Source organism: Fructilactobacillus sp. YLN 2412 (genome assembly GCF_059488745.1).
In genome coordinates, this window is record NZ_CM183165.1 from 95205 (window position 1) to 115286 (window position 20082).

Annotated in this window: 8 protein-coding genes; 5 read left to right on the top strand and 3 right to left on the bottom strand. The window is 40.9% G+C overall.

From position 1 onward, the window contains the following. Window positions 1-20 precede the first annotated feature (20 nt). A complete protein-coding gene (locus tag AC0GLR_RS00415) occupies window positions 21-12344 on the bottom strand; it encodes a hypothetical protein (RefSeq protein ID WP_495604863.1) in 12324 nt (4107 codons plus the stop codon). 151 nt (window positions 12345-12495) lie between these two features. On the opposite strand from AC0GLR_RS00415, the gene AC0GLR_RS00420 reads away from it, so the two are divergent. Next, window positions 12496-12663: an LPXTG cell wall anchor domain-containing protein gene (locus AC0GLR_RS00420; RefSeq protein ID WP_495605389.1), complete on the top strand. Its 168-nt coding sequence runs from the start codon at window positions 12496-12498 to the stop codon at window positions 12661-12663. Between the two features lie 267 nt (window positions 12664-12930). Here the strand turns inward: AC0GLR_RS00420 and AC0GLR_RS00425 are convergent, their stop codons facing one another. Beyond that, entirely contained in the window at window positions 12931-13770 is an 840-nt protein-coding gene (locus tag AC0GLR_RS00425; protein WP_495604864.1) for a DegV family protein, read from the bottom strand. A gap of 162 nt (window positions 13771-13932) precedes the next feature. On the opposite strand from AC0GLR_RS00425, the gene AC0GLR_RS00430 reads away from it, so the two are divergent. From AC0GLR_RS00430 to AC0GLR_RS00445, 4 genes are all read left to right on the top strand, one after another. Beyond that, window positions 13933-15123 carry an MDR family MFS transporter gene (locus tag AC0GLR_RS00430; protein WP_495604865.1) on the top strand — a complete coding sequence of 397 codons (1191 nt, stop codon included), beginning with the start codon at window positions 13933-13935 and terminating at the stop codon, window positions 15121-15123. Between the two features lie 15 nt (window positions 15124-15138). Beyond that, on the top strand, window positions 15139-17406 hold the full coding sequence (locus AC0GLR_RS00435; protein ID WP_495604866.1) for an ATP-binding cassette domain-containing protein: 2268 nt from the start codon (window positions 15139-15141) through the stop codon (window positions 17404-17406). 133 nt (window positions 17407-17539) lie between these two features. Next, the gene (locus AC0GLR_RS00440; RefSeq protein ID WP_495604867.1) at window positions 17540-18838 is read left to right on the top strand and encodes a Y-family DNA polymerase; all 1299 of its coding nucleotides are present in this window, start codon (window positions 17540-17542) and stop codon (window positions 18836-18838) included. A 23-nt stretch (window positions 18839-18861) separates the two neighbouring features. Then, window positions 18862-19224: a hypothetical protein gene (locus AC0GLR_RS00445; RefSeq protein WP_495604868.1), complete on the top strand. Its 363-nt coding sequence runs from the start codon at window positions 18862-18864 to the stop codon at window positions 19222-19224. Between the two features lie 56 nt (window positions 19225-19280). Here AC0GLR_RS00445 and AC0GLR_RS00450 read toward each other — a convergent pair whose 3' ends face one another. After that, window positions 19281-20063: a hypothetical protein gene (locus tag AC0GLR_RS00450; protein ID WP_495604869.1), complete on the bottom strand. Its 783-nt coding sequence runs from the start codon at window positions 20061-20063 to the stop codon at window positions 19281-19283. Window positions 20064-20082: the final 19 nt, after the last annotated feature.

The following is a 20082-nucleotide window of genomic DNA, read 5'->3' on the forward strand; positions in this document are numbered from 1 at the left end:
AGTACTTCAAGTAGTAAGAGTTATTCAGATTCTGAAAGTGCATCAGTTTCTGATAGTATAAGTGCTTCAAAAGAAAGATCAGAAAGTACCTCAGTATCAACTGATAGTGACTCCGCAAGCAAGTCCACATCTGCTGAATCAAATAGTGCAAGCACAAGTATTTCAGACAGTGCTTCAACTAGTGAATCGAAGTCAACATCTTCATCAAATGCAAGTGATAGTGCTTCAGCAAGCGATAGTGACAGTACTTCAACTGTGCATAGTGAAAGTGACTCAGCATCTAAGAGTGGTTCAGGAACTGACTCAGAAAGTACAAGCAAGTCAGCTTCCACGAGTGCCAGTGATTCAGATTCTGCAGCAAATAGTACTTCCGAATCCGCAAGTACTTCCACTTCAAACCAAAGCAATACCGGTTCAGAAAGTACTTCAGCAAGTGCTTCAAGCTCAGACAGTGCTTCAATTAGTACAAGTATCAGTACCTCAACTGAAAAGAGTACCAGTGATTCTGCAAGTAAATCAGCATCAGAATCAGACAGTGCTTCCATGAGTAAGTCAAGCTCAGACCCACGGTCTGAATCAGACTCTGATAGTGAAAGTGTTTCCACGAGTGCTTCCGAGAGTAGCTCAGATAGTGAAAGTACTTCGGCAAGCTTGAGTAAATCAGCTTCAACTAGTACCAGTGATTCAGCTTCCGTAAGTAAATCAGTAAGTGATAGTGCTTCATCAGTAAGTACTTCCACTTCAACGAGTACTAGCGACTCGGAATCAACGAGTACTTCGGTAAGTGACTCAAGTAGCAAGAGCGACTCGGAATCAACGAGTACTTCCGTAAGTGGCTCAAGTAGTAAGAGTGATTCAGATTCTGAAAGTGCATCAGTTTCTGATAGTATAAGCGCTTCAAAAGAAAGATCAGAAAGTACCTCAGTATCAACTGATAGTAACTCCGCAAGCAAGTCCACATCTGCTGAATCAAATAGTGCAAGCACAAGTATTTCAGACAGTGCTTCAACTAGTGGATCGAAGTCAACATCTTCATCAAATGCAAGTGATAGTGCTTCAGCAAGCGATAGTGACAGTACTTCAACTGTGCATAGTGAAAGTGACTCAGCATCTAAGAGTGGTTCAGGAACTGACTCAGAAAGTACAAGCAAGTCAGCTTCCACGAGTGCCAGTGATTCAGATTCTGCAGCAAAGAGTACTTCCGAATCCGCAAGTACTTCCACTTCAAACCAAAGCAATACCGGTTCAGAAAGTACTTCAGCAAGTGCTTCAAGCTCAGACAGTGCTTCAATTAGCACAAGTATCAGTACCTCAACTGAAAAGAGTACCAGTGATTCTGCAAGTAAATCAGCATCAGAATCAGACAGTGCTTCCATGAGTAAGTCAAGCTCAGACCCACGGTCTGAATCAGACTCTGATAGTGAAAGTGTTTCCACGAGTGCTTCTGAGAGTACTTCAGATAGTGAAAGTACTTCGGCAAGCTTGAGTAAATCAGCTTCAACTAGTACCAGTAATTCAGCTTCCGTAAGTAAATCAGTAAGTGATAGTGCTTCATCAGTAAGTACTTCCACTTCAACGAGTACTAGCGACTCGGAATCAACGAGTACTTCGATAAGTGACTCAAGTAGCAAGAGTGATTCTGAATCAACGAGTACTTCGGTAAGTGGTTCAAGTAGTAAGAGTGATTCAGATTCTGAAAGTGCATCAGTTTCTGATAGTATAAGTGCTTCAAAAGCTAGATCTGAAAGTAATTCGGCAGCAAGTGATAGTGCCTCAACCAGTACTTCAAGTTCCAATGCCTCAACAAGTGCTAGTGATAGTACTTCCATGAGTGAATCAGTAAGTACTTCAGGTTCGAACGCTTCTACAAGTGCCAGTGACAGTGCTTCCATGAGTACATCTATCAGTGATTCCACAAGAAAGAGTGAAAGCGAATCAGCTTCCATGAGTGGATCAGGGACAGATTCAGAAAGTGCAAGCAAGTCAGCTTCCACGAGTGCCAGTGCTAGTGATTCTGCAGCAAAGAGTACCAGTGAATCAGTAAGTACTTCAGCATCTGGAAAAGACAGTAATGGTTCAAATAGTACTTCAGCTTCAGCCTCAACGAGTTCATCGGACGCAAAGAGTACCAGTGATAGTGAATCCACTGTAAATAGCGGATCAGAATCAGCAAGTACTTCAGCATCAAGCTCGGACAGTGCTTCAAGCAGTAAGTCAGCTTCAGACCATGGGTCTGAATCAACGACTGAATCAGCAAGTGCGTCAACCAGTATTTCAGATAGCGAAAGTACTTCGAAGAGTGAATCAGCAAGTGCCTCAACTAGTAGAGCATCACAGTCGGATAGTGAATCACAAGCTAGTGACAGCAATTCTAGTGCTAGTGAATCAAGCTCTGTTAGTGATAGTGCATCAGCTTCCACAAGTGTTTCTGATAGTGCATCAGCATCAGATAGCACTAGTAACTCAGCAGCAAAATCAGCAAGCAACTCGGCAGCAAGTGATAGTGCCTCAACCAGTACTTCAAGTTCCAATGCCTCAACAAGTGCTAGTGATAGTACTTCCATGAGTGAATCAGTAAGTACTTCAGGTTCGAATGCTTCCACAAGTGCCAGTGACAGTGCTTCCATGAGTACATCTATCAGTGATTCCACAAGAAAGAGTGAAAGCGAATCAGCTTCCATGAGTGGATCAGGGACAGATTCAGAAAGTGCAAGCAAGTCAGCTTCCACGAGTGCCAGTGCTAGTGATTCTGCAGCAAAGAGTACCAGTGAATCAGTAAGTACTTCAGCATCTGGAAAAGACAGTAATGGTTCAAATAGTACTTCAGCTTCAGCCTCAACGAGTTCATCGGACGCAAAGAGTACCAGTGATAGTGAATCCACTGTAAATAGCGGATCAGAATCAGCAAGTACTTCAGCATCAAGCTCGGACAGTGCTTCAAGCAGTAAGTCAGCTTCAGACCATGGGTCTGAATCAACGACTGAATCAGCAAGTGCGTCAACCAGTATTTCAGATAGCGAAAGTACTTCGAAGAGTGAATCAGCAAGTGCCTCAACTAGTAGAGCATCACAGTCGGATAGTGAATCACAAGCTAGTGACAGCAATTCCAGTGCCAGTGAATCAAGCTCTGTTAGTGATAGTGCATCAGCTTCCACGAGTTTCTCTGATAGTGTGTCAGCAAGTGCATCAACTTCAGATAGTGAGAGTGCTTCAAAAGCTAGATCTGAAAGTACTTCAACTGCTAGTGATAGTGCCTCAACCAGTACTTCAAGTTCTAATGCCTCAACAAGTGCTAGTGATAGTACTTCTATGAGTGAATCAGTAAGTACTTCAGGTTCGAACGCTTCCACAAGTGCCAGTGACAGTGCTTCCATGAGTACATCTATCAGTGATTCCACAAGAAAGAGTGAAAGCGAATCAGCTTCCATGAGTGGATCAGGGACAGATTCAGAAAGTGCAAGCAAGTCAGCTTCCACAAGTGCCAGTGCTAGTGATTCTGCAGCAAAGAGTACCAGTGAATCAGTAAGTACTTCAGCATCTGGAAAAGACAGTAATGGTTCAAATAGTACTTCAGCTTCAGCCTCAACGAGTTCATCGGACGCAAAGAGTACCAGTGATAGTGAATCCACTGTAAATAGCGGATCAGAATCAGCAAGTACTTCAGCATCAAGCTCGGACAGTGCTTCAAGCAGTAAGTCAGCTTCAGACCATGGGTCTGAATCAACGACTGAATCAACGACTGAATCAGCAAGTGCGTCAACCAGTATTTCAGATAGCGAAAGTACTTCGAAGAGTGAATCAGCAAGTGCCTCAACTAGTAGAGCATCACAGTCGGATAGTGAATCACAAGCTAGTGACAGCAATTCCAGTGCTAGTGAATCAAGCTCTGTTAGTGATAGTGCATCAGCTTCCACAAGTGTTTCTGATAGTGCATCAGCATCAGATAGCACTAGTAACTCAGCAGCAAAATCAGCAAGCAACTCGGCAGCAAGTGATAGTGCCTCAACCAGTACTTCAAGTTCAAACGACTCAACAAGTGCTAGTGATAGTACTTCCATGAGTGAATCAGTAAGTACTTCAGGTTCGAACGCTTCCACAAGTGCCAGTGACAGTGCTTCCATGAGTACATCTATCAGTGATTCCACAAGAAAGAGTGAAAGCGAATCAGCTTCCATGAGTGGATCAGGGACAGATTCAGAAAGTGCAAGCAAGTCAGCTTCCACGAGTGCCAGTGCTAGTGATTCTGCAGCAAAGAGTACCAGTGAATCAGTAAGTACTTCAGCATCTGGAAAAGACAGTAATGGTTCAAATAGTACTTCAGCTTCAGCCTCAACGAGTTCATCGGACGCAAAGAGTACCAGTGATAGTGAATCCACTGTAAATAGCGGATCAGAATCAGCAAGTACTTCAGCATCAAGCTCGGACAGTGCTTCAAGCAGTAAGTCAGCTTCAGACCATGGGTCTGAATCAACGACTGAATCAACGACTGAATCAGCAAGTGCGTCAACCAGTATTTCAGATAGCGAAAGTACTTCGAAGAGTGAATCAGCAAGTGCCTCAACTAGTAGAGCATCACAGTCGGATAGTGAATCACAAGCTAGTGACAGCAATTCCAGTGCTAGTGAATCAAGCTCTGTTAGTGATAGTGCATCAGCTTCCACAAGTGTTTCTGATAGTGCATCAGCATCAGATAGCACTAGTAACTCAGCAGCAAAATCAGCAAGCAACTCGGCAGCAAGTGATAGTGCCTCAACCAGTACTTCAAGTTCCAATGCCTCAACAAGTGCTAGTGATAGTACTTCCATGAGTGAATCAGTAAGTACTTCAGGTTCGAATGCTTCCACAAGTGCCAGTGACAGTGCTTCCATGAGTACATCTATCAGTGATTCCACAAGAAAGAGTGAAAGCGAATCAGCTTCCATGAGTGGATCAGGGACAGATTCAGAAAGTGCAAGCAAGTCAGCTTCCACGAGTGCCAGTGCTAGTGATTCTGCAGCAAAGAGTACCAGTGAATCAGTAAGTACTTCAGCATCTGGAAAAGACAGTAATGGTTCAAATAGTACTTCAGCTTCAGCCTCAACGAGTTCATCGGACGCAAAGAGTACCAGTGATAGTGAATCCACTGTAAATAGCGGATCAGAATCAGCAAGTACTTCAGCATCAAGCTCGGACAGTGCTTCAAGCAGTAAGTCAGCTTCAGACCATGGGTCTGAATCAACGACTGAATCAGCAAGTGCGTCAACCAGTATTTCAGATAGCGAAAGTACTTCGAAGAGTGAATCAGCAAGTGCCTCAACTAGTAGAGCATCACAGTCGGATAGTGAATCACAAGCTAGTGACAGCAATTCCAGTGCTAGTGAATCAAGCTCTGTTAGTGATAGTGCATCAGCTTCCACTAGTGTCTCTGATAGTGTGTCAGCAAGTGCATCAACTTCAGATAGTGAGAGTGCTTCAAAAGCTAGATCTGAAAGTACTTCAACTGCTAGTGATAGTGCCTCAACCAGTACTTCAAGTTCTAATGCCTCAACAAGTGCTAGTGATAGTACTTCTATGAGTGAATCAGTAAGTACTTCAGGTTCGAACGCTTCCACAAGTGCCAGTGACAGTGCTTCCATGAGTACATCTATCAGTGATTCCACAAGAAAGAGTGAAAGCGAATCAGCTTCCATGAGTGGATCAGGGACAGATTCAGAAAGTGCAAGCAAGTCAGCTTCCACAAGTGCCAGTGCTAGTGATTCTGCAGCAAAGAGTACCAGTGAATCAGTAAGTACTTCAGCATCTGGAAAAGACAGTAATGGTTCAAATAGTACTTCAGCTTCAGCCTCAACGAGTTCATCGGACGCAAAGAGTACCAGTGATAGTGAATCCACTGTAAATAGCGGATCAGAATCAGCAAGTACTTCAGCATCAAGCTCGGACAGTGCTTCAAGCAGTAAGTCAGCTTCAGACCATGGGTCTGAATCAACGACTGAATCAGCAAGTGCGTCAACCAGTATTTCAGATAGCGAAAGTACTTCGAAGAGTGAATCAGCGAGTGCCTCAACTAGTAGAGCATCACAGTCGGATAGTGAATCACAAGCTAGTGAAAGCAATTCCAGTGCTAGTGAATCAAGCTCTGTTAGTGATAGTGCATCAGCTTCCACAAGTGTTTCTGATAGTGCATCAGCATCAGATAGCACTAGTAACTCAGCAGCAAAATCAGCAAGCAACTCGGCAGCAAGTGATAGTGCCTCAACCAGTACTTCAAGTTCCAATGCCTCAACAAGTGCTAGTGATAGTACTTCCATGAGTGAATCAGTAAGTACTTCAGGTTCGAATGCTTCCACAAGTGCCAGTGACAGTGCTTCCATGAGTACATCTATCAGTGATTCCACAAGAAAGAGTGAAAGCGAATCAGCTTCCATGAGTGGATCAGGGACAGATTCAGAAAGTGCAAGCAAGTCAGCTTCCACGAGTGCCAGTGCTAGTGATTCTGCAGCAAAGAGTACCAGTGAATCAGTAAGTACTTCAGCATCTGGAAAAGACAGTAATGGTTCAAATAGTACTTCAGCTTCAGCCTCAACGAGTTCATCGGACGCAAAGAGTACCAGTGATAGTGAATCCACTGTAAATAGCGGATCAGAATCAGCAAGTACTTCAGCATCAAGCTCGGACAGTGCTTCAAGCAGTAAGTCAGCTTCAGACCATGGGTCTGAATCAACGACTGAATCAGCAAGTGCGTCAACCAGTATTTCAGATAGCGAAAGTACTTCGAAGAGTGAATCAGCAAGTGCCTCAACTAGTAGAGCATCACAGTCGGATAGTGAATCACAAGCTAGTGACAGCAATTCCAGTGCCAGTGAATCAAGCTCTGTTAGTGATAGTGCATCAGCTTCCACGAGTGTCTCTGATAGTGTGTCAGCAAGTGCATCAACTTCAGATAGTGAGAGTGCTTCAAAAGCTAGATCTGAAAGTACTTCAACTGCTAGTGATAGTGCCTCAACCAGTACTTCAAGTTCTAATGCCTCAACAAGTGCTAGTGATAGTACTTCTATGAGTGAATCAGTAAGTACTTCAGGTTCGAACGCTTCCACAAGTGCCAGTGACAGTGCTTCCATGAGTACATCTATCAGTGATTCCACAAGAAAGAGTGAAAGCGAATCAGCTTCCATGAGTGGATCAGGGACAGATTCAGAAAGTGCAAGCAAGTCAGCTTCCACAAGTGCCAGTGCTAGTGATTCTGCAGCAAAGAGTACCAGTGAATCAGTAAGTACTTCAGCATCTGGAAAAGACAGTAATGGTTCAAATAGTACTTCAGCTTCAGCCTCAACGAGTTCATCGGACGCAAAGAGTACCAGTGATAGTGAATCCACTGTAAATAGCGGATCAGAATCAGCAAGTACTTCAGCATCAAGCTCGGACAGTGCTTCAAGCAGTAAGTCAGCTTCAGACCATGGGTCTGAATCAACGACTGAATCAACGACTGAATCAGCAAGTGCGTCAACCAGTATTTCAGATAGCGAAAGTACTTCGAAGAGTGAATCAGCAAGTGCCTCAACTAGTAGAGCATCACAGTCGGATAGTGAATCACAAGCTAGTGACAGCAATTCCAGTGCTAGTGAATCAAGCTCTGTTAGTGATAGTGCATCAGCTTCCACAAGTGTTTCTGATAGTGCATCAGCATCAGATAGCACTAGTAACTCAGCAGCAAAATCAGCAAGCAACTCGGCAGCAAGTGATAGTGCCTCAACCAGTACTTCAAGTTCAAACGACTCAACAAGTGCTAGTGATAGTACTTCCATGAGTGAATCAGTAAGTACTTCAGGTTCGAACGCTTCCACAAGTGCCAGTGACAGTGCTTCCATGAGTACATCTATCAGTGATTCCACAAGAAAGAGTGAAAGCGAATCAGCTTCCATGAGTGGATCAGGGACAGATTCAGAAAGTGCAAGCAAGTCAGCTTCCACGAGTGCCAGTGCTAGTGATTCTGCAGCAAAGAGTACCAGTGAATCAGTAAGTACTTCAGCATCTGGAAAAGACAGTAATGGTTCAAATAGTACTTCAGCTTCAGCCTCAACGAGTTCATCGGACGCAAAGAGTACCAGTGATAGTGAATCCACTGTAAATAGCGGATCAGAATCAGCAAGTACTTCAGCATCAAGCTCGGACAGTGCTTCAAGCAGTAAGTCAGCTTCAGACCATGGGTCTGAATCAACGACTGAATCAACGACTGAATCAGCAAGTGCGTCAACCAGTATTTCAGATAGCGAAAGTACTTCGAAGAGTGAATCAGCAAGTGCCTCAACTAGTAGAGCATCACAGTCGGATAGTGAATCACAAGCTAGTGACAGCAATTCCAGTGCTAGTGAATCAAGCTCTGTTAGTGATAGTGCATCAGCTTCCACAAGTGTTTCTGATAGTGCATCAGCATCAGATAGCACTAGTAACTCAGCAGCAAAATCAGCAAGCAACTCGGCAGCAAGTGATAGTGCCTCAACCAGTACTTCAAGTTCCAATGCCTCAACAAGTGCTAGTGATAGTACTTCCATGAGTGAATCAGTAAGTACTTCAGGTTCGAATGCTTCCACAAGTGCCAGTGACAGTGCTTCCATGAGTACATCTATCAGTGATTCCACAAGAAAGAGTGAAAGCGAATCAGCTTCCATGAGTGGATCAGGGACAGATTCAGAAAGTGCAAGCAAGTCAGCTTCCACGAGTGCCAGTGCTAGTGATTCTGCAGCAAAGAGTACCAGTGAATCAGTAAGTACTTCAGCATCTGGAAAAGACAGTAATGGTTCAAATAGTACTTCAGCTTCAGCCTCAACGAGTTCATCGGACGCAAAGAGTACCAGTGATAGTGAATCCACTGTAAATAGCGGATCAGAATCAGCAAGTACTTCAGCATCAAGCTCGGACAGTGCTTCAAGCAGTAAGTCAGCTTCAGACCATGGGTCTGAATCAACGACTGAATCAGCAAGTGCGTCAACCAGTATTTCAGATAGCGAAAGTACTTCGAAGAGTGAATCAGCAAGTGCCTCAACTAGTAGAGCATCACAGTCGGATAGTGAATCACAAGCTAGTGACAGCAATTCCAGTGCCAGTGAATCAAGCTCTGTTAGTGATAGTGCATCAGCTTCCACGAGTGTCTCTGATAGTGTGTCAGCAAGTGCATCAACTTCAGATAGTGAGAGTGCTTCAAAAGCTAGATCTGAAAGTACTTCAACTGCTAGTGATAGTGCCTCAACCAGTACTTCAAGTTCTAATGCCTCAACAAGTGCTAGTGATAGTACTTCTATGAGTGAATCAGTAAGTACTTCAGGTTCGAACGCTTCCACAAGTGCCAGTGACAGTGCTTCCATGAGTACATCTATCAGTGATTCCACAAGAAAGAGTGAAAGCGAATCAGCTTCCATGAGTGGATCAGGGACAGATTCAGAAAGTGCAAGCAAGTCAGCTTCCACAAGTGCCAGTGCTAGTGATTCTGCAGCAAAGAGTACCAGTGAATCAGTAAGTACTTCAGCATCTGGAAAAGACAGTAATGGTTCAAATAGTACTTCAGCTTCAGCCTCAACGAGTTCATCGGACGCAAAGAGTACCAGTGATAGTGAATCCACTGTAAATAGCGGATCAGAATCAGCAAGTACTTCAGCATCAAGCTCGGACAGTGCTTCAAGCAGTAAGTCAGCTTCAGACCATGGGTCTGAATCAACGACTGAATCAGCAAGTGCGTCAACCAGTATTTCAGATAGCGAAAGTACTTCGAAGAGTGAATCAGCGAGTGCCTCAACTAGTAGAGCATCACAGTCGGATAGTGAATCACAAGCTAGTGAAAGCAATTCCAGTGCTAGTGAATCAAGCTCTGTTAGTGATAGTGCATCAGCTTCCACAAGTGTTTCTGATAGTGCATCAGCATCAGATAGCACTAGTAACTCAGCAGCAAAATCAGCAAGCAACTCGGCAGCAAGTGATAGTGCCTCAACCAGTACTTCAAGTTCCAATGCCTCAACAAGTGCTAGTGATAGTACTTCCATGAGTGAATCAGTAAGTACTTCAGGTTCGAATGCTTCCACAAGTGCCAGTGACAGTGCTTCCATGAGTACATCTATCAGTGATTCCACAAGAAAGAGTGAAAGCGAATCAGCTTCCATGAGTGGATCAGGGACAGATTCAGAAAGTGCAAGCAAGTCAGCTTCCACGAGTGCCAGTGCTAGTGATTCTGCAGCAAAGAGTACCAGTGAATCAGTAAGTACTTCAGCATCTGGAAAAGACAGTAATGGTTCAAATAGTACTTCAGCTTCAGCCTCAACGAGTTCATCGGACGCAAAGAGTACCAGTGATAGTGAATCCACTGTAAATAGCGGATCAGAATCAGCAAGTACTTCAGCATCAAGCTCGGACAGTGCTTCAAGCAGTAAGTCAGCTTCAGACCATGGGTCTGAATCAACGACTGAATCAGCAAGTGCGTCAACCAGTATTTCAGATAGCGAAAGTACTTCGAAGAGTGAATCAGCAAGTGCCTCAACTAGTAGAGCATCACAGTCGGATAGTGAATCACAAGCTAGTGACAGCAATTCCAGTGCTAGTGAATCAAGCTCTGTTAGTGATAGTGCATCAGCTTCCACAAGTGTTTCTGATAGTGCATCAGCATCAGATAGTACTAGTAACTCAGCAGCAAAATCAGCAAGCAACTCGGCAGCAAGTGATAGTGCCTCAACCAGTACTTCAAGTTCAAACGACTCAACAAGTGCTAGTGATAGTACTTCCATGAGTGAATCAGTAAGTACTTCAGGTTCGAACGCTTCCACAAGTGCCAGTGACAGTGCTTCCATGAGTACATCTATCAGTGATTCCACAAGAAAGAGTGAAAGCAAATCAGCTTCCATGAGTGGATCAGGGACAGATTCAGAAAGTGCAAGCAAGTCAGCTTCCACAAGTGCCAGTGCTAGTGATTCTGCAGCAAAGAGTACCAGTGAATCAGTAAGTACTTCAGCATCTGGAAAAGACAGTAATGGTTCAAATAGTACTTCAGCTTCAGCCTCAACGAGTTCATCGGACGCAAAGAGTACCAGTGATAGTGAATCCACTGTAAATAGCGGATCAGAATCAGCAAGTACTTCAGCATCAAGCTCAGACAGTGCTTCAAGCAGTAAGTCAGCTTCAGACCATGGGTCTGAATCAACGACTGAATCAGCAAGTGCGTCAACCAGTATTTCAGATAGCGAAAGTACTTCGAAGAGTGAATCAGCAAGTGCCTCAACTAGTAGAGCATCACAGTCGGATAGTGAATCACAAGCTAGTGACAGCAATTCCAGTGCTAGTGAATCAAGCTCTGTTAGTGATAGTGCATCAGCTTCCACAAGTGTTTCTGATAGTGCATCAGCATCAGATAGTACTAGTAACTCAGCAGCAAAATCAGCAAGCAACTCGGCAGCAAGTGATAGTGCCTCAACCAGTACTTCAAGTTCAAACGACTCAACAAGTGCTAGTGATAGTACTTCCATGAGTGAATCAGTAAGTACTTCAGGTTCGAACGCTTCCACAAGTGCCAGTGACAGTGCTTCCATGAGTACATCTATCAGTGATTCCACAAGAAAGAGTGAAAGCAAATCAGCTTCCATGAGTGGATCAGGGACAGATTCAGAAAGTGCAAGCAAGTCAGCTTCCACAAGTGCCAGTGCTAGTGATTCTGCAGCAAAGAGTACCAGTGAATCAGTAAGTACTTCAGCATCTGGAAAAGACAGTAATGGTTCAAATAGTACTTCAGCTTCAGCCTCAACGAGTTCATCGGACGCAAAGAGTACCAGTGATAGTGAATCCACTGTAAATAGCGGATCAGAATCAGCAAGTACTTCAGCATCAAGCTCAGACAGTGCTTCAAGCAGTAAGTCAGCTTCAGACCATGGGTCTGAATCAACGACTGAATCAGCAAGTGCGTCAACCAGTATTTCAGATAGCGAAAGTACTTCGAAGAGTGAATCAGCAAGTGCCTCAACTAGTAGAGCATCACAGTCGGATAGTGAATCACAAGCTAGTGACAGCAATTCCAGTGCTAGTGAATCAAGCTCTGTTAGTGATAGTGCATCAGCTTCCACAAGTGTTTCTGATAGTGCATCAGCATCAGATAGCACTAGTAACTCAGCAGCAAAATCAGCAAGCAACTCGGCAGCAAGTGATAGTACCTCAACCAGTACTTCAAGTTCAGAAAGTGCTAGTTCATCAGCTTCCATGAGTACATCTACTAGTGTCTCAGTAAGTACTTCAAGTTCAAAGGCATCTAAGAGTACAAGTACCAGTGCCTCAGCTTCAACGAGTACATCTACTAGTGTCTCAACAAGTACTTCAAGTTCAAAGGCATCTAAGAGCACAAGTGCCAGTGTCTCGATTTCAACAAGTGTCTCAGCAAGTGCTTCCCAAAGTACTTTAAGCTCAGAATCTTCTGCATCTACTGATAAGAGTGGAGTATCAAATGCTTCTGAAACTCAATCAGATCAAAATGCATCAGTAAATGGTAATGAATTGAATTCAGCAAGTGTTAACAAGTCTGCTAAGAATAAAAAGACTAACTTACCACAAACTGGACAAGACTCATCAACCGGATTCATGAGTTCTGTTGGTACTACGATTCTTGCTATCATGGCTCTCTTAGGCCTTGGTAAACGAAGAAAGAAAAAAGAAGACAAATAATAAAGCGTGAATTAATTAAGTTTGATTATTTGTTAAATACTATTAATAAATAAGTAACATTTTAATAGATTACAAAAGCGTCTGAATCCTTTATGAATTCAGGCGCTTTTTGTTTTATATTTTTACAATTACGTTGCTATAAATTTAAAATAGTAATAATTGAATTATGTTTTAATTGAAAGAGATCGAATTCAGAAATGAATTCGATCTCTTTATTTGTTATTAACTTATTAAACTAAAATACGAAAATAAAATTTAATTCTATTTTTATTCGTAAATGATTGCAAATCCGCCGGGACCTACGTGGGTCATAATAATTGGACTGGTTAGACGAACTAGAACTTGAATATCAGGACGTTCTTTATTAATTTTAGCAGCAATTTCTTTCACATCTTTATCTGAATCAACATATGACAAACCAACCCGTTTTACAGATTTGTCAGCAATTAATTGATCAGTAATCTCATCTCTAAACTTGGTTAGTTTTTTTGAACCACGACATTTAGCTGCGAAAACTAATTTATCATCTTTCATTTGTAGAACTGGTTTTAGTTTGATCAAAGATGAAATAAAGCCCACTGCACGATTGGCACGACCACCTTTTACTAAGTAATCTAAACTGTTAACAAAGACATAGAGGGTAATTTGTGGAATAAAGGCTTTTACACCTGCTTCGACTTCATCTAAGGTTTTTCCAGCTCTAATTAATTCCCCAGCTTTTAAAATTTCAAAACCCAATCCACGGTCAGTTGATTGACTATCAATAACTCGAATATCTCCATCGACTTGTTGGGCAGCAGTATTAGCAGTTTCAACGGTTCCGCTCAATACATGAGAAAGATGGATTGAAATGATTGAACCATCTGGATCGTCTTTTAAAATATCTTCATAGACTTTGATGAATTGACCTAATGACGGCTGGCTTGTTTGAGGAAATTCTGTTTCATCATCACTCAGCATTTCAGAAAATTGTTTTCTAGTGATATCAACGTTATCCTCATAAGTTTTTCCCTCAAAATTAATTTGAAGTGGAACAACGTGAACATCATTTTCTTTGATTTCTTCTGGAGTTAATTGAGCGGTTGAATCTGTAACAATATGAATCATAATTTGCTTCCTTTCAGTTAATGAAATTAGTCGATTATATATACATTGATTATAGTAGAAACCGATTGAGATTAATACTAATCATTGACACAATTATCTTTTTAAAAGTACTTAATTGTGCGAAAATGAAAGTATTGGAGTATTACTTAAGGAGATGATTGATTGAAACTAAAAAAACGTTCAGAAATCAGTTTAACTGCGGTTTTAGTATACTCACTACTACTAAATTCCGGGGCATCGCTGATGTGGCCGTTAACAACTGTCTACATGCATGATACTTTGCACGAATCACTAACAGTTGCAGGAATTGTACTGTTTATCATGTCGTGCTTTATGGTTTTGGGGAATTATCTCGGCGGGATTTTATTTGATCGCTGGTCTCCGTATAAAACAGCATTGATTAGTATTTTTATTTCGCTAATCGCCTTAGTAGTTCTAATATTTTCACATGGTTGGCCAATTTTTGCTATCATGCTCTTTGTTTATGGATTAGGAGAAGGATCTAGTCTGACTTTATTGAATTCATATGCTGCTAAAGTTCAATCTACCAGCACTCGTCATGTATTTAATTCTCTTTATATTGGTATTAATTTGGGAGTTGTGATTGGAACAGCAGCAGTTGGATATTTGTTAAAATTTGGAATTGCCACGGTTTTCACAGTAGCCACCTCATTTTACGTTATTCTATTAATCATGACTATTTTTGAGTTTAATGTAGATTTTCAAAAATCACAATCTACGATTAATCAAGATAGTGAGAGCGATGTAGATATGGGACCACAAAAGACTGCCAATCCAAAGCTAATCTGGTTAATTTGTACCATGGTATTTTTTATTTATATGAGTTACACATTGTGGGAAAGTGTAATGCCAGTTCACATGGGACAGCTTCATATTTCTTTTGAAAAATATAGTATGATTTGGCCTATCAACGGTTTGTTAATTGTCTTTGGACAGCCGATTATTAATCGAATCGGGACTAATTTTAAAATGGTGCGGCAAATTAGTTTTGGAGTTATTGTGTTTGCCCTGACATTTTTTATGTTGATTTGGGCGAAGCAATATGTATCATTTATTATTATTATGGTGATTTTAACTTTTGGCGAGATGAACGGTTTGCCAGCTATTCCTGCTTGGATTGATAGTTTGGCTGATGCCAAGCAAAAAGGTAAATATCAAGGAATGTTCAATATTTTTATGTCGTTTGGACGAGCAGTTGGGCCTTTATTTGGCGGTATTATGGTCGAATGGTTTAATTACCCGATTTTATTTGCAGTTTCCGGTTCTTTAATCATTATTTCTATGGCAGCAGTTATGATTGAGAACCGTAAGAAACTTTTAGCACAGGACTAGCAAGGAGTTTTTAAAATGGAAGATAATTATTATCGCAATCAAATTGAAGTTGCAGATGCACACCAGAATAACTTAAAACACGTTGACATCAAATTACCTAAGCATGAAATTACTGTCTTTTTGGGTGAATCAGGATCTGGTAAATCATCGCTGGTATTTGATACAATTGCGGCTATGTCGCGACGGGAACTAAATGAAACTTTTCCTAGTTTTAGTCAGCAATACTTGCCTAAATACGGTCAGCCGGATGTAGGTGATATCAAAAATCTCCCAGTTGCCATCGCGATTGAACAAAAGCAGCTGACGGGAAATTCCCGCTCAACGCTTGCTACGTATACGGGGGTTTATTCGCTATTACGATTGCTTTTTTCTCGAATTGGGGATCGTTTTGTTGGATATTCCGAAGTTTTTTCATTTAATTTACCTCAAGGAATGTGTCCGCATTGTCAAGGTCTAGGCTACGTAGATGACATTGATGAGAGTAAATTGATTGATCCCAATAAGTCATTGAATAATGGGGCCTTAACCTTTGTTAGTTTTAAACCTAAAAGCTGGCGTTGGCGAAGATATGGAGATTCTGGGTTATTTGATAATGACAAGTTAATTAAAGATTACACTCCAGAAGAATATGAATTATTGATGCATGCGCCTAAACAACCATTTCCACATTCTCCTAAAGAATTTAAGAGTTCGGATTATGAAGGAGTGGTTCCACGAATTGTCCGTTCAATTTTGCATAGTTCTGAAGGAAAGCATCATAAAGCAGCTATTGAAGAAGTTTTTTCACAGCGCGAATGTCCAGTTTGTCACGGTTCCCGTCTTAACCAACGTGCTTTAAGTGTCAAAATTAAGGATGTTAATATTGATCAAGCTTCGAAGATGAATCTAGTTCAATTCTTGGATTTCTTGGATTCTATTACTGACAAATTAGGTGATGAAATTGTTCGAAGCTTGGAAACTAAAATTCAGCCATTAGTTGATATTGGGTTAGGCTATTTGACTTTGGATCGAACGACTAGCACTTTATCCGGGGGAGAAGTACAACGAATTAAGATTGCTAAGCATTTAACGAATGCATTGTCAGATATCTTGTATGTCTTTGACGAACCCAGTGTGGGACTCCATCCACATGATATTCAATTAATCAAAAAAGCTTTAATTAGTTTGAAAGAAAAAGGAAATACTATTTTCGTGGTTGATCATAATCCTGAAATCTTTTCAATTGCCGATCATGTAGTAGAGGTTGGACCTAAATCTGGGTCTGATGGTGGTAAAATAACTTTTCAAGGTACTTTCCCAGAACTAAAGGATTCTGATACGTTAACTGGTGAATGGCTGCGTAAAAAGCATTTCTTTGCTAAACCTAAAAAGCCTAAGAAATTTATTTCGCTGGAACACGTTAAACTGCATAATATTCAAGATGTGAGTGTAAAAGTTCCAATGGGTATTATGACTGTCTTTTCTGGAGTCGCTGGGTCTGGTAAAAGTTCATTAGCTACAGCTTTGAAAAACAAGATGAATGGTAACTATGTTGATTTGACGCAGAAACAGGCAGGTATTAGTATTCGGTCCACTCCAGTCACATATTTGGGGATTTTAAATCCTATCCGTCGTTTATTTGCAAAACAAAACGATGTTTCAACGCAGCTATTTAGTTATAATGGAAAAGGTGCTTGTCCCCGTTGTAAAGGGAAGGGTGTCACGATCACTGATATGGCTTTCATGGATCCAGTTGAACAAGTTTGTGAGCTGTGTGGTGGTAAACGTTATAGTCAAGAAGCTTTGCAGTATAAATATAATGGCAAGGATATTGCTGATGTGTTGGCACTTTCAGTTGATGACGCTCAAAAATTCTTCTCAGACGAACCTGATATTGCACAACCATTAGAACGGATGCGCGAAGTTGGACTAGGTTATTTAGGCCTAGACCAAGCATTGACTACGGTTTCCGGTGGTGAATTACAACGATTGCGGTTAGCACAAACTTTAGGTGAAAAGTCACAGACTTACTTTTTAGATGAACCAACAGCCGGTTTGCATATGAAAGATACGCAGCGGTTGGTTGATTTGTTTCACCGAATGGTTAAGAACGGTGATAGTTTGATTTTAGTTGAGCATAATCTTGAGGTCATTAGTCAATCGGACTGGTTAATTGATATGGGACCTGGTGCCGGAATTTATGGTGGAAATGTTTTGTATAGCGGCGTTCCTGAGGGATCTGAAAAAGAACTTGATTCCTTTACTGGCCGTGCTTTAATTGATTACATGAAAGAAAATCGTTAAAAATAATTAATAAATGTCGTTTTCTACGGGAAACGGCATTTTTATTTTTTAAACAATTAATATTTACAAAATATGTGAATAATAGTATCATTCCTTATATACGAACACACGTTTGGTAATGGAGATGATATACATGGATTATTCAGATGAGCCGCACGGAGTTTATTTTTTTATTGATAATAAGTCGTTCTATGCTAGTTGTGAGAGTGTTGAACGCAAATTAAATCCACTGAAGTCGATTTTAGTGGTGATGTCGCAACAGGCTAATACAGGTGGAGGATTAGTTTTAGCATCTTCACCGCGTGCTAAAAAGTTATTTGGAATTAGTAATGTTACTCGTCAATATGATTTACCAAATGATAAACGGTTGCTGATTGTTCCACCTCGGATGAATTTATACATAAAACGCAATTTACAGATTAATCAAATTTTCGCTGAATTTGCAGCTGAAACAGATATTTTGCCATATTCGATTGATGAATCGCTAATTGATATGACCCATTCTTGGAAGTTATTTGGAAAATCGGTTCGAGAAGTTGCTCGCAAAATCCAGCTAGCAGTCCGCAACCGTCTTGGTTTATATACTACCGTTGGGATTGGCGATAATCCGATGCAGGCTAAGTTAGCATTAGATATTTATGCAAAACATGATCACGAGCTGATGGGTGAGATTCATTACGATTCGGTGCCGCAAAAAATTTGGTCGATTGAACACCTAACGGACATTTGTGGAATTGGCAAACATATGGAACAACGATTAAACTCGTTAGGAATTTATACAGTTAATGACCTAGCGCATGCTAATCCATATTTGCTTAAGGAAAAATTAGGTGTGATTGGCACCCAAATTTTTGCAACTGCTTGGGGAATTGATCGTAGTAACATGAAACAGCAGTTAAAGCCGCAAGAGCGCAGTTACAGTAATGGTCAGGTGCTACCACGCGATTATGTTAAGCAGGAAGAGATTGAAGTTGTGATTAAAGAGATGGCTGAACAAGTTGCATCACGGATTCGTTTCCATGGGTTGCAAATATCGCGGATTAGTTTGTCCATTGGGTTTTCTTTTGCCCAAAAAGAGAAAAGCGAAGCCCGTGGATTTGCTCATTCCATGAAGATTGAAGCCACGGATGATGGATTATTAATTGCTAAACAATTGGTGAAAATGTTTCGTGAATATTGGCATGGGGAAACGATTCGAAATGTGATGATTGACTATGGAAAGTTGCGACCCAAGTGTGGTAATCAGCTGAACTTATTTGTGGATAATCAGACTATTATCAAACGGAATCAACTGAATCAGGTTAAAGATCAGATTATCCAAAAGTTCGGGACAACATCGTTAGTTTATGCTGATAGTTTAGAAAGTGGTGCAACAGCTATCCAAAGAGCTGGCTTAGTAGGCGGTCATCAAGGCGGGAATAGTTATGAATAACGATTAATAAAGAAGGGTGTTTGTTGGAAGAGAAAGATGTAGCAGCATTTTTTAAACATGATTATCATGATCGAGGATTAAAGAAATGGCAGGGATATTTTTTATCGGATCATACGCAACACATCAATACAATTAAAAAAAGATATCACGAAAATAAAACTCGGCATTTGCATGAACAAATGAGTGCAGCAACAATTAGCGAGGTAATTAAAATCGCAATGATTAAAGAACGAAAAGTTTCCGTTCAAATTTGTGCATATCGCGATGGTGAGTTGAAAATTAATGATTTAGTGGGCAAAATTACTGGACTGGATGGTAATTTTTTGCGACTTGACGACCATTTACTATTAACTTCTATGGTTGTTAGTGTAGCATTGGTTGAATAAAAAAATCGTCACATTTGAACAGTTACTGTCCGAATGTGACGACTTAATTGATAGATTTAGAATCCTTGAAAGAAAGCTTGAATACGTGCAGCAATCATATTAAAACCATCTTGAATGGCAGTAGTGATTTGTTGCAGCATGTTGTTATTATTTTGGTCAATATGTTGTTCGATTTGTTGTTTAGCATTGTCAATGGCATGTTGTGCTTGTTGATTGTCCGAATTATTACTATTGTCATCGTTATTACCATTACTAGAATTACTATTGCCATTGTTATTACTAGGTTTAGTATTATAGTTTTTTACAACAACTGGATTTTGTTTAACTTGTTGTTGAGCATTTTTACCAGCATTATATAATCCCCAAACACTCAAGATGATGATGATTAAAAGAATGATGACAATCCAACGAAACCAGTGATGTTTTTGTTTACGAGGAGCAGCAGCCTGGGATTGAGTTTGTTGTTGGACGGGAGTGGGATTAACTGGCTGTGCTTGGACATAAGGAGCATAAACTAAATTATAGGTTAAAGTTCCTCTGCCAAAGGTCCCAGCTGCTGTACCATTAGGAGATACTGCAACTACATTTCCTAAATTGGCGGGATAACTGACATTTCTTTTAAAAGATGCATCAGTTAGATAACTAAGTGTGGTTGAATCACCACTTAATCCTTGAACTATGTATCCATTTAAATCAGGAATATCAATGTAAAAAGCAGTTCCTGGCATTCCTTGATATTCTTCTGGTGGAGTTAATATTTGACCGTTTTTATCAACTACGTTAACGATTACTTTACCGACATTATTTCCAGTTCGGCTTCCAACTGTTTCGTTGTTCATTTATTAGTGCTCCTTTAAT

Bases quoted from the DNA above. Each gene is read 5' to 3' on its own strand.
- AC0GLR_RS00450 (WP_495604869.1), bottom strand. From the start codon at position 20,063: ATGAACAACGAAACAGTTGGAAGCCGAACTGGAAATAATGTCGGTAAA.
- AC0GLR_RS00435 (WP_495604866.1), top strand. From the start codon at position 15,139: ATGGAAGATAATTATTATCGCAATCAAATTGAAGTTGCAGATGCACAC.
- AC0GLR_RS00425 (WP_495604864.1), bottom strand. From the start codon at position 13,770: ATGATTCATATTGTTACAGATTCAACCGCTCAATTAACTCCAGAAGAA.
- AC0GLR_RS00440 (WP_495604867.1), top strand. From the start codon at position 17,540: ATGGATTATTCAGATGAGCCGCACGGAGTTTATTTTTTTATTGATAAT.